The sequence below is a fragment of the Sphingomonas sp. genome (genome assembly GCF_035910975.1).
In the GTDB taxonomy this organism is placed as follows: Bacteria; Pseudomonadota; Alphaproteobacteria; order Sphingomonadales; family Sphingomonadaceae; genus Sphingomonas.
The window spans coordinates 205823-218859 of record NZ_JAMHWM010000005.1 but is presented as its reverse complement, the minus strand read 5'-3'; the positions used below and the strand labels follow the sequence as shown (position 1 = coordinate 218859).

The following is a 13037-nucleotide window of genomic DNA, read 5'->3' as shown; positions in this document are numbered from 1 at the left end:
TAGCCGATCGTATCAATCGAAACCAGTTAGCCCGATGATGCTGATCTGCCGTCCCGCGTCGCCCTCGCCGCGATGGGTGCTGCGGCGATAGCTGAAGAAACGCGCTTCATCGGCATAGGTGTCCGCGCCGACGATCTCGACGGTGCGGACACCGGCGGCGGCGAGACGGTGGGCGACATAGCCGGCGAGGTCGAACATCGCATGGCCGGGCGCGGCGTCGCGGAAGAAACGGTCGGCCTCGCCCGCATCGGCGACGAAACGGGCGCGGAAGGCCTCGTCCACTTCATAGCTCGCCTGCGCGATGCACGGGCCGATCGCGGCAACGATGCGGGAACGGTCGGCGCCCAGCGTCTCCATCGCCAGCAACGTCGTGTCGGTCACGCCGGCCAGAGCGCCCTTCCACCCCGCGTGCGCCGCCCCGACCACGCCGGCGTCACGATCGGCGAACAGCACCGGCGCGCAGTCGGCGGTCAGGATTCCGAGCGCGATGCCCGGCCGGTCGGTGACCAGCGCGTCGGCATGCGGGCGCAGCGCGTCGTCGAATGGTTCGAGTACCGCGACCGCCTCGGCGCCGTGAACCTGATGGACGGTCGCGAGCCGGCCGCCGGGCAGCACGACATCGGTCGCGCGCCGGCGGTTCTCCGCGATCAGGGCCGGGTTGTCGTGCGATCCGGTGCCGACGTTCAGGCTGGCATAGCCGCCGTCCGAGACGCCGCCGGTACGGCCGAGGAAACCATGCGCGACGCCGTCCAGCGCGGCGGCGCGGATGACCTCCACGTTCACAGCGCGAGTACCATCATCCGGTCCTCGTCGACATGGTCGCCGACCGCGAAGTCGAAGCGGCCGACATCGACGAAGCCATAGCGCGCGTAAAAGGCCTTGGCGCGGTGGTTGTTGACATAGACGCTGAGCGCCAGCGTGCCGGCGCCCCGCGCGCGGGCCTGCCCTATCGCCCAGTCCATCAGCACCGGCCCGGCCCCGTCACCATGGTGCGAGGCAAGGACATAGAGCTGGTAGAGTTCGACCGCGTTGGCGTTTTCCGCGTCAGGAATGGGCAGGGCGTTGGGCCCAACCTTGGCGAAGCCGACGATGCGCCCGTCGTCGATCGCGAGGCGGATCGCGAAATCGGGGTCGCCGATCTGGCTCGGCAGTCCGTCCGCTCCGAAGGCCTGGTCGAGGAAGGCTGACAGGTCCTCCGCGCGATAGAGGCTGCCGAAGGTGTCGGTGAAACTGCGTTTCGCCATCGCGGCGAGTTCGCACCCGTCGCCGGGCACGGCGTCGCGACAGGCGATCATGCGAACCCCGCCGGCACTGGCCAGCCGGGCGCGGTGACCGCGATCACGCCGAACAGGTCGCCCATCTGGCCATCGTTCACCAGCCGGTTGCGCGCGACGATCACGTCTTCGCCGCCCTTGACCGAAAGCGTCGCGGCGCGCGCGTCGATGCCCAGCGCCTTCAGGAAGTTGCCCTGGCTGACCGGTCCGTGCACCACCGCGCCTTCCGCTCGCGCGGCCTCCGCCAGCGTCGCGAAATCGACATGGGCGGTCAGATCGGCGTCGCCCGGCGCGTCGAACGGGTTGGCGGGGGCGTGCCCCTTCACCGCCTGCAGCGTCTCGCCGATCGCCGGGCCTTCATAGCCATAGTCGATCACCAGCGCCGCGCCGCCTTGCGCGACGATCCGTTGCGCCAGCCCGCGCATCACCGTGACCCCCTGGGGCGATGTTTCCAGGATCGATCCCTCCGCCGCATCACGCAGGTGATGCGGGATGATCGGGTCGAACACCGTGTTGCCCATTACCGGCAGGAACAATGTGTCCTGGCACGCGATCAGCCGCTCGCGCCAGCCGTCCACCGTCTTCACCAGCTGGCGGATCGGCAGCGCGTCGAAGAACTCATTCGCGACGACGATCAGCGGACGATCGTCGGGCAGACCGACGAGTTCCATGCACCATTCGGCCGCCGGCACCCGTTTCGCCTGTTCGGCGCGCAGCAGGGGCGAGGTTTCGACGAAATGCACGCCGGGCGCGAAGCCGCCGGTATCCATGACGCGCAGGGCGTCGGCGGCCAGCGTGCCGCGCCCCGGCCCGAGCTCCACATAATCGGCCGGCGGGCGTCCGGTGCGCGTCCACAGGTCGGCGATCCATGCGCCGACCAGCTCGCCGAACATCTGCGAAATCTCGGGCGCGGTGGTGAAGTCGCCGCGCGCGCCCAGCGGGTCGCGGGTCGCGTAATAATGGGTGTTGGCCGCCGCCATGAACTGCGACAGCGGGATCGCCCCGCCCAGAGTGATCGCGCGAGCGAGGCGTTCGGGCAGCAGGTCCGCGGCGGAGTTTTCCTGTCGGGTCGGCTCGGTCATGCGATGCTGGGGCCGCCCGCGATCGGCTCGACACGCTCGCGCCGCCCCTTGGCCGTGGCGATCAGGTACAGGCCGCCGATAATCATCGGCAGGCACAGGATCTGGCCCATATGGATCGTGGTCGCCAGGAAGGTGCCGTGGAACTGGGCGTCGGGCTCGCGGAAGAATTCCACGATGAAGCGGAACACCCCGTAGCCGAGGATGAAAGTGCCGACGAGCTTGCCCGGCTCATAGCGCGCGTCGGTGCGCCAGAAGAGATACCACAGGATCGCGAACAGCACCGGCCCTTCGAGGAAGGCTTCGTACAGCTGGCTGGGGTGGCGGGCGGGATCGGCGGCGAATTCCACCGTGCGCGGGAACACGATTGCCCAGGCGACATCGGTCGGCTTGCCCCACAATTCGCCGTTCACGAAATTGGCGAGGCGGCCGAAGAACAGCCCGAACGGGGCACAGCAGGCGACATAATCGTGGATGCGCAGCCAGTTGAGCCCATGCTTGCGCGCCAGCAGGATGATCGCGGCCGTCGTCCCCAGCACGCCGCCGTGGAGCGACATGCCGCCGTCCCACAGCCGCAGGATCGACAGTGGCTCCAGGATCATCTGCGGCTGGTAGAACAGAACATAGCCGATCCGCCCGCCCAGGATGATGCCGAGCGTCGCGTAGAAGACGAGGTCGTCGGCATGGCGCCGCGCCATCGGCGCACCCGGCTGGGCGAGCAGCCGGAGCAGATACCACCAGCCGACGAGGATGCCGGCGATATAGGCCAGCGAATACCATTTGAGCGTGAACACGCCGAGATCGAGGGCGACGGGGCCGATGCCCAGGTCTTCGTAGCGGATGTGGCCGGCGGTGTCGGTGACCGCGGCGGCGAGCATGGGCAGGAGCAAGGGCCGATTTCCCGAACGATGGTGTCGCGCCTTGCTCTAGCGGGCGGTGCGGCGCGGCGATAGAGCGGGTTCAGATGAACGACCGATCGCCTCCGCAGGTAAGTTTCGCGCCGGTTCCGGGCCGTGCCCCGGCGACGGCCGGGGCCCGGTATCGGGCGATGGGCGACAGACAAGACCGACCGGCACCTGGACCCCGGCTTTCGCCGGGGAACACGCCCGGACGATCGCCTGTCTGCCGCCTACACGAGACGGGCGACACGGAAGGCACGGGCCATGCAGGTTAGCCGCCGCGCGCTGATGGTGGGCGGGGCGGCGGCGGGGCTGGCGGTCGCCTGGGCGGTGTGGCCGCGCGAGCATCGTGCCGGGTTGCCGGTGGCCGAGGGCGAGACGGCGTTCGGCGGCTGGATCAAGATCGGCATCGACGGCCATATCGTCGTCGCGGTGCCGCAGTGCGAACATGGGCAGGGCGTCTATACCGCGCTGCCCCAGATCGTCGCGGACGAACTCGGCGCGGACTGGCGCACCCTGGGGGTGGAGGCATCGCCGCAGGGCGCGCTCTATGTCAATCCGTTGGCGGCCGACGCGATATTCGGCCCCTCGGCCGGCCCCGATGCATGGCTCGGCCGCGAGGCGCCGATGCTGACCGGAGCGTCTTCCTCGATCCGCCGATTCGAGACGCCGCTGCGCGAAGCGGCTGCGGCGACCCGCTCGCTGCTGTGCAAGGCGGCGGCCCGACGCTGGGGTGGCGACTGGGAACAATGCACGACCGTGGATGGGTTCGTGATTCTGGGCAAGCAGCGCGCCCGGTTCGGCGAACTGGCGGTGGCGGCGGCAGACGAGGATATCCCCGACGACCTGCCGCTGCGCGTCGGCGATGAAGGGCGGCTGACCGGTGCCGCCGTGCCCCGGCTGGATGCGCCGTCGAAGGTGGACGGCAGCGTCAATTTCGCCGGGGACGTCCGCCTGCCCAACATGGCCTTCGTCGCGGTGCGCCAGGGGCCGGCGGGGGGCAGCCGGCTGACGCGGATCGATCGCGCCGCGGCGGATCGTGTGCCGGGCGTGACGCAGGTGATCGCCAACGACAGTTTCGTGGCGGCCGCGGCGACCGACTGGTGGGCGGCGAACCGCGCGCTGGGCGCGCTCGCCCCCCGATTCGAGACGCTGGGGCCACTCGCCGACGATGCGTCGATCAACGCCGCGCTCGAAGCGGCGCTGGCTGCCCCGGGAGCGCGCGTCGCGGGGACGGGCGATGTCGCCGCCGCCTTTGCCGCCACGCGCGTGTTCCGCGCGGACTACCGCGTCGCCTGTGGCGTGCCGGGCGCGATCGAGCCGGTGACCGCCACCGCCAGCTTCGAGCACGGCCGACTGCTGCTGTGGATGGCGAGCCAGGCGCCGATGCTGGCGCGCGAGGCGGCGGCGCGGCTGCTGGGCATCCCCGTCGGCAACGTCGTGCTGCACCCGATGATGGCGGGCGGATCGTTCGGCGCGAATCTGGAGGTGCAGATCGCCGAACAGGCCGCGCTGATCGCCCGCGAGCTCAAGCGTCCGGTGCAGGTCACCTGGTCGCGCGCCGAAAGCCTGATGCAGACGCCGGTGCGTCCGCCCGCGATCGGCCGGATGACGGCGAAGCTGGGGCCGGCGGGGGCGATCACCGGGTGGCACGCGGCGATCGCGACGCCGCCGCTTGGGCGCATCCTGCGCGAACGACTTTCGGGCAGGGCGGCCGTCCTCGCGCCCGATGGCGATCCGGTGGCGGTGGATGGCGCGTCGCCGGCCTACCGCCTGCCGGCCTGGGCGGTCGATCACCATTCCGCCGATGTCGGCGTTCCGGTCGGCTGGATGCCGGGCGGGGCGCATGTCGCCAACTGCTTCTTCACCGAATGTTTCCTCGACGAACTGGCGCGCAAGGCCGATGCCGAGCCGCTGTCCTATCGCATCGCGATGCTCGGCGGCGCCCCGCGCCTCGCGAGGTGCCTGTCGACGGTCGCCTCGCTCGGGGGCTGGCAGGGCGGGGTGGCCGGCAGCGGACAAGGGATCGCGGCGCATGCGATGCGCGGATCGTTCGTCGCGCTGATGGTCGAGGGTGGACTGGGCGACGGCGGCGTGCCGCGTATCGACCGGATGGTCGCGGCGGTCGATGTGGGACGTGCGGTGAACCCCGACCTCGTCCGCCAGGCGATCGAGGGCGGGCTGATCCAGGGGATCGCCGTGGCGACCGGCGCGACGACGGGCTTCTCCGGCGGACTCGCCGATGTGCGATCATTCCGCGACCTCGGACCGCCGCGCCTCGCCGGCACGCCCGACATCACGATCGAACTGATCGAGAGTGACGCCGATCCCGGCGGTGCGAGCGAGATCGCGATTCCGGTTGTCGCGCCCGCACTCGCCAACGCGATCTTCGCCGCGACCGGCCGGCGGCTGCGGACCCTGCCGCTGTGACGCCCGCAGGCCATCCGCCCGTGCTCGCCTCCAAAATCGGGGTGCTGCTGGTCAATCTCGGCACGCCGGACGCGGCCGATGCTCGTGCGGTGAAGCGCTATCTGCGCGAATTCCTGTCGGATCGCCGCGTCGTGGAAATCCCCCAGCTCCTCTGGCAACCGATCCTGCGCGGGATCATCCTCAACACCCGGCCGAAGAAATCGGCGCACGCCTATCAGCAGGTGTGGAGCGATGCCGGATCGCCGCTCGCCGCGATCACCGCCGCGCAGGCGGCCGCGCTCCGCCATGCGTTCGGCGACGGCGTCATCGTCGATTGGGCGATGCGCTATGGCAATCCGGCGATCGCCGACCGGCTGGCGGCGCTGAAGGCGGCCGGATGTCAGCGTATCCTGATCGCGCCGCTCTATCCGCAATATTGCGCGGCGACGACCGCTACCGCCAACGACAAGGCGTTCGCTGCACTGGGCGCGATGCGCTGGCAGCCGGCGGTGCGCACGCTGCCGCCCTATCACGACGATCCGGCCTATATCGCCGCGCTCGCGGCGTCGGTCGAGCAGGGGCTTGCCGCGCTCGATTTCGTGCCCGACGTGGTGCTCGCCAGCTTCCACGGCATGCCGCAGCGCACGCTGGAGCTGGGCGACCCCTATCACTGCCATTGCGTGAAGACCGCGCGGCTGCTGGGCGAGGCGCTGGGCCGCGAGCTGACCATCACCTTCCAGTCGCGGTTCGGGCGCGCGAAATGGCTGGAACCGGCGACCGATCGGGTGCTCGACGCGCTGCCGGGCGAGGGCCGGCGCAAGGTGGCGATCGTCGCGCCGGGCTTCTCGGCCGATTGCCTCGAAACACTGGAAGAACTGGCGATTCGCGGCCGGGACAGCTTCATCACGGCCGGCGGAACCCATTTCGCCTATCTGCCCTGTCTTAACGCCAGCGAGCGCGGCGTCGCGATGCTGCGTACGATCCTCTCGCGGGAGCTTGCGGGCTGGGTGGACGTTGCCTAGCCTTGAGTCTGAACAAAGGGAGAGAGATGCCATGGCACGTGTAGCGATCGTCACCGGGGGCACGCGCGGAATCGGCGAGGCGATCAGCGTCGCGCTGAAGGATATGGGGATGACCGTCGCGGCCAATTACGCTGGCAACGACGAGCGCGCGCGCGAATTCACCGGGCGGACCGGCATCGCCGCCTACAAGTGGGACGTCGGCGATTTCGATGCCTGTCAGGCCGGTTGCCAGAAGGTCGCCGACGAACTGGGCCCGGTCGATGTGGTGGTCAACAACGCCGGCATCACCCGCGACGGCACGATCCTGAAGATGACCTACCAGATGTGGAAGGACGTCATGGACACCAATCTGGGTGGCTGCTTCAACATGGCGAAGGCGACTTTCCCCGGCATGCGCGAGCGCAAGTGGGGCCGGATCGTCAACATCGGATCGATCAACGGCCAGGCGGGCCAGTACGGCCAGGTCAACTATGCCGCGGCCAAGAGCGGCATCCACGGCTTCACCAAGGCGCTGGCGCAGGAAGGCGCGCGGGCCGGCGTCACGGTGAACGCGATCGCGCCGGGCTATATCGATACCGACATGGTCGCGGCGGTGCCGGCCGACGTGCTGGAGAAGATCGTGGCGAAGATCCCGGTCGGGCGGCTGGGCCAGGCGACCGAAATCGCGCGGGGCGTCGCGTTCCTGTGTTCCGAGGAAGGTGGGTTCGTGACGGGCTCGACGCTCAGCATCAACGGCGGACAGCATATGTACTGACGGGCGCAGGCGCGACTGTGTTCGCGCCGATGCGCGGCAAGCCGCGCAGCGCCCGGCACGGCCGGCGGCGCTGTAGGCGCCGTCCGACGACGCGGGATTCACTCCCGCGTCGGGGCCAGTGGGTCGGAATCCGTGTGCCAGTCAGCGCCGGCGGCAAAGCCGCCGTCGTCGGCCGGGCTATGCCCGCCGGCCGGTTGTGATCGCGCGCTTCGCGCGTCAGCATTCGCTTCGATCACAACGAACACGGGCCGGCTCCTTTCGGAACCGACCCGTGCCCCCGATACGCCACCCGGGGGATGGTTTCCCGCCGCTACGCCACCCGGCGGGAAAATTGTGAAACTCTGGCGGGTGGGGCAGCGGCGGAGCCGCTGCCCGTCGGTCGGGTCTGGCGACCCGCCGGTCGCGTCGCGCTCTGCGCTTCGCGCACCGGCGCCGTCCCGCGGCTTTCGCCGGGGCGACGCGCCTTAGCGCGACCGGCGGCAGCCCTGCGGCGGATCCGACTTGTCGATCGCGCGGCCGGCGATCGCGCCGATCGCGCCGCCCAGGATCGCGCCGAGCGTCCGGTCGCCGCCGCGTCCGGCCAGCGTGTGGCCGGCCAGGCCGCCGGCGATCGCGCCGATCGCGGTGCCGCCGTCGCCGTCCTTGCACGGATGTTGCGCACGGCTGTTGTAGTAACGGCGATCCTGACCGCGATACCCGCGGTTCTGGTAGCCGTAGTCATTGTAACCGCGGTCTTGGCCGTAGCCGCGGTCATAGCCGTAGCTGCGGTCATACCGCTGCGCCATCGCGGGCGTGGCGGGGATCAGGGACGCGGCACCCATCGCGAACGCGGCGCCGGCGAGCGAAAGTTTCTTAAACATGGTTCATCTCCTCGCGTCTTCGTTCGGCGGCGGTGCGACTCGTCCGCCCTCGACAATCGACTGATTCGCACAAACCCGGTGGCGCGATGCTGAATGCGGCTGTTATCCCCCGTTCAGCGAAACCGCTTCCGGTTCGGGCGCGGGCGGGTAAGAGCGGGGGCGTCCATGCGCGTCCTCGCCCTCATCCTGTTGATCCTGCTGCTCACCCCGTCGTGGAGCGGGCTGGAGCGCATGCCGCTCTACAGCGGCACGCCGCGGGTGACGGTGAAGCCGGTCGATCTGGTGCGCAGCGATCCCGCCCGCCGCACGATTGGCCCGCTCACCTACCTTGGTGGCGTCCAGTTGAGCAGCCGTGATCCGGCGTTCGGTGGATTTTCGGCGATGAACGTGTCCGGCACGCGGTTTCGCCTGCTGTCGGACGGCGGGCTGACCTTCGCCTTCACGATGGACGACGACATGCAGCCGAGCGATCTCGCCTTCGGCCGGCTTCCCGATGGCCCGGGGCGCGGATGGGAAAAGCGCGACCGCGACAGCGAATCGATGGCGGTCGACCCGGCCACCGGCCGCGTGTGGGTGGGGTTCGAGCGCGCGAATGCGGTCTGGCTCTATACGCCGGTGCTCGACCGGGCGATTCGCGCGCGGGCGCCGGTGGAGATGGCGGACTGGCCGCTCAACGGCGGCGCCGAATCGATGGCGCGGCTGGCGTCGGGCCGCTTCGTCATCCTGTCGGAGAGCGCATGGGCGAAGGGCGGGGGCAGGCAGGCGCTGCTGTTCGACCGCGATCCGACCGATCCCGCCGCGCGCAGCATGGCGTTCCGCCTCGTCACGCCGCCCGGCTATCGCGCGACCGAGGCGGTCGAGTTGCCCGACGGCCGGCTGCTCGTCCTGGCGCGCCGCGCGAGCCTGGAAGGCGGCTTCACCGCGCGGCTTTTGCTCGCCGACATCTCGCGCATCCGCCCCGGCGTCGCGATTCGCCCGGCCGAGCTGGCGCACTTCGCGGGGCCGGTGATCCACGACAATTTCGAGGCGCTGGCGGTGACGCGCGAGGGCGGTGCGACGATCGTGTGGATCGCGTCGGACGACAATCCGCCCAGCCTGTTCCAGCGCACGTTGCTGCTGAAGTTCCGGCTGGACCTGCCGGCTCCCGCACAAAGCAAACGCCGCCCCGGCCGATAGGGCCGGGACGGCGTTTCGCGAAATCCCGAACGGGAAAGGGGCTTTACGCCGCCTTGGTCTCGGACAGCTTCTTGGCGACGTCGCGCTTCAGGCGGCGCGCGCGCAGCGACAGCTTGTCGTCGCCGGTCTTCAGCAGCCAGTTGTCGAGACCGCCGTTATGCTCGACCGAGCGCAGGCCGTGCGTCGACACGCGCAGACGCACGCTGCTGCCCAGCGCGTCCGAGATCAGCGTGACGTTCTGCAGGTTGGGCAGGAACGTGCGCTTGGTCTTGTTGTTGGCGTGGGAGACATTGTGGCCCACCTGCCGGCCCTTGCCGGTCAGCTCGCAAATGCGCGACATCGCTATAAATCCTGTGTCTACGGTTTCCCGGAAAGGCCGCGCCCCTAGCCTGCGGTGGCGTAGGCGTCAACCGATTCTGCCGTCGCGGGGTGCAACCAGCCGGCCCGTGCCGCGTTTGGTTACGCGACCGATTCGATTTCGCCCAGGGAGGATATGTCATGCGTGCGTTGCTGGTTCTGGTCGGCCTGGCCGCCGTTGTGCTGATCGTGCTGATGTTGCTGGGGATGGTTTCGATCGGCGGTGGTAGCCTGCCGCGCGTAGCGGTCGAGGGCGGGCAGGCGCCCAAGGTGGACGTCGGGACGATCGACGTCGGCACCGTCAACAAGACGATCGCTGTGCCCAGGGTGGAGGTCCAAAAGGCCGACGGCGTGGAGAGGGCCGCGGCGCCGAAGTGACCGCTACGCCGGGCCGGATCGTCGCTGCGCTGCTGTTGCCGCCGCTCGGCGTCTATCTGAGGCGCGGGGCGGGGGCGGAGTTCTGGACCGCCGTCGCGCTGACCCTGATCGCCTTCGTGCCGGGCCTGATCTTCGCGTTGTGGAGCGTGCTGCGGCCCGAACCCGCTGTCCCGGCATGACACCGGCGCCCGGCCTGTCGTAAGGCTGGAGCTATGTTTCCCCTGCCAGTCCCGATGCGCGCCGCGATCGACGCAGCGCGCGCCGCCGCCGAGATGGGCGAAGTGCCGGTCGGCGCGGTGATCGTGCGGAACGGCGCGGTGATCGCGACCGCCGCCAACGCGCCGCGCCGGCTGAGCGATCCGACCGCCCATGCCGAGATGCTGGCGATCCGTGCCGCCGCTCAGGCGCTGGGCCGCGACCGGTTGGAGGACTGCGACCTGTGGGTCACGCTGGAGCCGTGCGCGATGTGCGCCGGGGCGATCGCCCATGCCCGGATCGCGCGGGTCTATTATGCGGCCGCCGATCCGAAGGGCGGGGCCGTCGAACATGGCCCGCGCGTCTTCGGCCAGCCGACCTGCCATCACCGGCCGGAGGTATATTCCGGCATCGGCGAGGGCGAGGCCGCCGCGCTGCTGAAGGATTTCTTCGCGGCGCGGCGGTGATCGTCGTCAGGCGCCCTGGGTGACCGGCACGATCTTGATCTCGACCCGGCGGTTGGCGGCGCGGCCCGTCTCGGTATCGTTCGAGGCGACCGGCTGGGTCTTGCCGAAGCCGCGGGTGCCGAGGCGCGCGGACTGAACGCCGCGACCGGCCAGATAGTCTGCGACCGCGGCCGCGCGGCGTTCGGACAAGGTCTGGTTGTAGGCGTCGCTGCCCACCGAATCGGTGTGGCCGTACACGTCGACATAGGTCTGGTTGTACTGCGCCAGCACTCCCGCGACCTGATCGAGCGTCGGGCGGAACTGCGGCTGCACGCTGGCGTCGTTGAACGCGAAGGTGATGCCGGCCGGCATGTTGAGCACCAGATCGTCGCCCTGGCGGGTCACCTGCACGTCGGTGCCGGCGGTGCGCTGGCGCAGGTCGCGCTCCTGCCGATCCATGTAAGCACCGATCCCGGCGCCGGCGAGGCCGCCGATGCCGGCCCCCACGATCTTTTCGGTGCGGTCGCGCCTGCCGCCGACCAGGTCGCCGAGCAGATAGCCGCCCACCGCGCCGCCGATGCCGCCGATCGCGGCCTTGGAAATGGTGCGTTCGCCGGTTTCCGGGTTGGTCACGCAGGCACTGGTCAGCGCCATCGTGGCAATCGCCGCACCCAGCAGCAGCTTCGATCGAATCATATGGTCCTCCTTTTTGGCTCTCGGCGCCCCAACCCGCCTCTGCGGCCTATTGTTCCGCCTGTGAACTGAACGCGAGGTGACGAGACGGTTGTGTAAATGCCAGCTTCCTGCGTAAGGAGGCAACGACCACGTCCATGAGCGCGCTCCCCCCCTTTCCCTGGATCGACGTCGCGATCATCCTCGCGCTCGTCGCGCTCAATGGTGTCTTCGCGATGAGCGAACTCGCGATCGTCTCGGCGCGCAAGGCGCGGCTGGAGGCGCTGGCGAAGTCCGGCAAGCGCGGTGCGGCCGCCGCGATCGCGCTGGCTGCCGACCCGGGCAAATTCCTGTCGACCGTCCAGATCGGCATCACCCTGATCGGCATCCTCGCCGGCGCCTATTCGGGCGCCAGCCTGGGCACGCCCACCGCCGCGCGGATCGAGGCGCTGGGAGTCGAGCCGGCCCTGGCCGAGAATCTGGGCTTCGCGATCGTCATCGGCCTGACCACCTTCGCGTCGCTGATCGTCGGCGAACTGGTGCCCAAACAGTTCGCGCTGCGCAGCCCGGAGCCGATCGCGTCGCTGGTCGCGTTGCCGATGACGTGGCTGGCGGTCGCGGCCAAGCCGGTCGTCTCGCTGCTCGATTCGACCAGCGGCCTCGTTTTCCGCCTGCTGGGGCTGAACCGCGAATCGGAAAATCAGGTCACGGCGGAGGAACTCCACCTGATCGTCGCCGAAGCATCGAAATCCGGCGTGATCGAGGAGCATGAACGCTCGATCATCTCGGGTGTCGTGCGCCTCGCCGACCGCCCGGTGCGCGAGGTCATGACGCCGCGCACCGACATCGAATGGCTCGATGCCGATCTGGCCGAGGTGGACCTGCGTGCACGGCTGGTCGAATCGCCGCACACCCGCCTGCCGGTGGCGGAGGGATCGGTCGATGCGGTGATCGGCGTCGTCCAGGCGCGCGACATCGTCGAGGCGCTGGTGCGCGGCGTGCCGCTCGACCTGCGCGCGCTGATGAAGGTCGCGCCGGTACTGCCCGACCAGCTCGACGCGATGGACGCGCTGGGCGTGCTGCGCCGCGCCGAGGTGCCGATGGGCCTGGTCCACGACGAGTACGGTCATTTCGAAGGCGTGGTGACGCCCGCCAACCTGCTCGCCGCGATCGCCGGCGAATTCGCCTCGGACATCGACATCGGCACCGAACGCTCGGTGGTGGAGCGCGAGGACGGCTCGCTGCTGGTCTCGGGGTCGATGCCGGCCGATGCGCTGGCCGAACGCCTCGGCCTCGATCTCGACGAGGACCGCGACTATGCGACCGTCGCCGGGCTGGCGCTCGCCATCCTGAAGCGCCTGCCCGAGGAGGGCGAGGTGTTCGCGACGCAGGGCTGGCGCTTCGAGGTCGTCGACATGGACGGGCGCAAGATCGACAAGCTGCTGGTCAGCCGCAACGACTGACCTGAACCGGCGGCGGAGGGGCGGATGATGATTTCGAAACGCCCGGGCGCCGC

15 protein-coding genes are annotated in these 13037 nt (G+C 69.8%); 8 read left to right on the top strand and 7 right to left on the bottom strand.

Translation table 11 applies throughout. From position 1 onward, the window contains the following. Positions 1-12: 12 nt before the first annotated feature. Genes pgeF through lgt form a run of 4 tightly spaced genes read right to left on the bottom strand, consistent with a single transcriptional unit; the run spans position 13 to position 3231 of the window. Complete coding sequence (gene pgeF, locus VYI76_RS01100; protein ID WP_326522917.1) at positions 13-783, bottom strand: peptidoglycan editing factor PgeF; 771 nt, start codon at positions 781-783, stop codon at positions 13-15. Then, entirely contained in the window at positions 780-1295 is a 516-nt protein-coding gene (locus VYI76_RS01095) for a GNAT family N-acetyltransferase (RefSeq protein WP_326522916.1), read from the bottom strand. Before VYI76_RS01095 ends, pgeF begins: the two co-directional genes overlap by 4 nt. Beyond that, positions 1292-2356 carry a class I SAM-dependent methyltransferase gene (locus VYI76_RS01090; protein WP_326522915.1) on the bottom strand — a complete coding sequence of 355 codons (1065 nt, stop codon included), beginning with the start codon at positions 2354-2356 and terminating at the stop codon, positions 1292-1294. Before VYI76_RS01090 ends, VYI76_RS01095 begins: the two co-directional genes overlap by 4 nt. Beyond that, positions 2353-3231: a prolipoprotein diacylglyceryl transferase gene (gene lgt, locus VYI76_RS01085; protein ID WP_326522975.1), complete on the bottom strand. Its 879-nt coding sequence runs from the start codon at positions 3229-3231 to the stop codon at positions 2353-2355. The genes VYI76_RS01090 and lgt overlap by 4 nt, the downstream gene beginning before the upstream one ends. Before the next feature lie 285 nt (positions 3232-3516). Here lgt and VYI76_RS01080 point away from each other — a divergent pair, with 285 nt between their 5' ends. Genes VYI76_RS01080 through phbB form a run of 3 tightly spaced genes read left to right on the top strand, consistent with a single transcriptional unit; the run spans position 3517 to position 7437 of the window. Continuing rightward, positions 3517-5682 (top strand): xanthine dehydrogenase family protein molybdopterin-binding subunit, encoded by a 2166-nt coding sequence (locus VYI76_RS01080; RefSeq protein WP_326522914.1) that lies wholly within the window; start codon positions 3517-3519, stop codon positions 5680-5682. Then, positions 5679-6683 (top strand): ferrochelatase, encoded by a 1005-nt coding sequence (gene hemH / locus VYI76_RS01075; RefSeq protein ID WP_326522913.1) that lies wholly within the window; start codon positions 5679-5681, stop codon positions 6681-6683. Before VYI76_RS01080 ends, hemH begins: the two co-directional genes overlap by 4 nt. Positions 6684-6714: 31 nt before the next feature. Next, on the top strand, positions 6715-7437 hold the full coding sequence (gene phbB, locus VYI76_RS01070; protein WP_326522912.1) for an acetoacetyl-CoA reductase: 723 nt from the start codon (positions 6715-6717) through the stop codon (positions 7435-7437). A 464-nt stretch (positions 7438-7901) separates the two neighbouring features. On the opposite strand, the gene VYI76_RS01065 is transcribed toward phbB, so the two are convergent. Then, complete coding sequence (locus VYI76_RS01065; protein WP_326522911.1) at positions 7902-8297, bottom strand: glycine zipper 2TM domain-containing protein; 396 nt, start codon at positions 8295-8297, stop codon at positions 7902-7904. A gap of 165 nt (positions 8298-8462) precedes the next feature. Here VYI76_RS01065 and VYI76_RS01060 point away from each other — a divergent pair, with 165 nt between their 5' ends. Further along, on the top strand, positions 8463-9473 hold the full coding sequence (locus VYI76_RS01060; RefSeq protein WP_326522910.1) for an esterase-like activity of phytase family protein: 1011 nt from the start codon (positions 8463-8465) through the stop codon (positions 9471-9473). 43 nt (positions 9474-9516) lie between these two features. Here the strand turns inward: VYI76_RS01060 and rpmB are convergent, their stop codons facing one another. Next, positions 9517-9813 (bottom strand): 50S ribosomal protein L28, encoded by a 297-nt coding sequence (gene rpmB / locus VYI76_RS01055; protein WP_326522909.1) that lies wholly within the window; start codon positions 9811-9813, stop codon positions 9517-9519. Positions 9814-9971: 158 nt separating this feature from the next. Here rpmB and VYI76_RS01050 point away from each other — a divergent pair, with 158 nt between their 5' ends. From VYI76_RS01050 to VYI76_RS01040, 3 genes are read left to right on the top strand one after another with little or no spacing between them, the layout of a single operon-like run. Continuing rightward, positions 9972-10208: a hypothetical protein gene (locus VYI76_RS01050; RefSeq protein ID WP_326522908.1), complete on the top strand. Its 237-nt coding sequence runs from the start codon at positions 9972-9974 to the stop codon at positions 10206-10208. Then, positions 10205-10387, top strand: a complete 183-nt coding sequence (locus tag VYI76_RS01045; RefSeq protein ID WP_326522907.1) for a YqaE/Pmp3 family membrane protein — start codon at positions 10205-10207, stop codon at positions 10385-10387. The genes VYI76_RS01050 and VYI76_RS01045 overlap by 4 nt, the downstream gene beginning before the upstream one ends. 54 nt (positions 10388-10441) lie before the next feature. Then, on the top strand, positions 10442-10870 hold the full coding sequence (locus tag VYI76_RS01040; protein WP_326522974.1) for a nucleoside deaminase: 429 nt from the start codon (positions 10442-10444) through the stop codon (positions 10868-10870). A 6-nt stretch (positions 10871-10876) separates the two neighbouring features. On the opposite strand, the gene VYI76_RS01035 is transcribed toward VYI76_RS01040, so the two are convergent. Further along, positions 10877-11545: an OmpA family protein gene (locus VYI76_RS01035; protein WP_326522906.1), complete on the bottom strand. Its 669-nt coding sequence runs from the start codon at positions 11543-11545 to the stop codon at positions 10877-10879. Positions 11546-11679: 134 nt separating this feature from the next. Between VYI76_RS01035 and VYI76_RS01030 the strand changes: the two genes are divergently transcribed. Further along, positions 11680-12984 carry a hemolysin family protein gene (locus tag VYI76_RS01030; protein WP_326522905.1) on the top strand — a complete coding sequence of 435 codons (1305 nt, stop codon included), beginning with the start codon at positions 11680-11682 and terminating at the stop codon, positions 12982-12984. Positions 12985-13037: the final 53 nt, after the last annotated feature.

Bases quoted from the DNA above. Each gene is read 5' to 3' on its own strand.
- rpmB (WP_326522909.1), bottom strand. From the start codon at position 9,813: ATGTCGCGCATTTGCGAGCTGACCGGCAAGGGCCGGCAGGTGGGCCAC.
- VYI76_RS01050 (WP_326522908.1), top strand. From the start codon at position 9,972: ATGCGTGCGTTGCTGGTTCTGGTCGGCCTGGCCGCCGTTGTGCTGATC.
- phbB (WP_326522912.1), top strand. From the start codon at position 6,715: ATGGCACGTGTAGCGATCGTCACCGGGGGCACGCGCGGAATCGGCGAG.
- VYI76_RS01065 (WP_326522911.1), bottom strand. From the start codon at position 8,297: ATGTTTAAGAAACTTTCGCTCGCCGGCGCCGCGTTCGCGATGGGTGCC.
- VYI76_RS01040 (WP_326522974.1), top strand. From the start codon at position 10,442: ATGCGCGCCGCGATCGACGCAGCGCGCGCCGCCGCCGAGATGGGCGAA.
- lgt (WP_326522975.1), bottom strand. From the start codon at position 3,231: ATGCTCGCCGCCGCGGTCACCGACACCGCCGGCCACATCCGCTACGAA.
- VYI76_RS01090 (WP_326522915.1), bottom strand. From the start codon at position 2,356: ATGACCGAGCCGACCCGACAGGAAAACTCCGCCGCGGACCTGCTGCCC.
- VYI76_RS01060 (WP_326522910.1), top strand. From the start codon at position 8,463: ATGCGCGTCCTCGCCCTCATCCTGTTGATCCTGCTGCTCACCCCGTCG.
- VYI76_RS01030 (WP_326522905.1), top strand. From the start codon at position 11,680: ATGAGCGCGCTCCCCCCCTTTCCCTGGATCGACGTCGCGATCATCCTC.
- VYI76_RS01095 (WP_326522916.1), bottom strand. From the start codon at position 1,295: ATGATCGCCTGTCGCGACGCCGTGCCCGGCGACGGGTGCGAACTCGCC.
- VYI76_RS01080 (WP_326522914.1), top strand. From the start codon at position 3,517: ATGCAGGTTAGCCGCCGCGCGCTGATGGTGGGCGGGGCGGCGGCGGGG.
- VYI76_RS01035 (WP_326522906.1), bottom strand. From the start codon at position 11,545: ATGATTCGATCGAAGCTGCTGCTGGGTGCGGCGATTGCCACGATGGCG.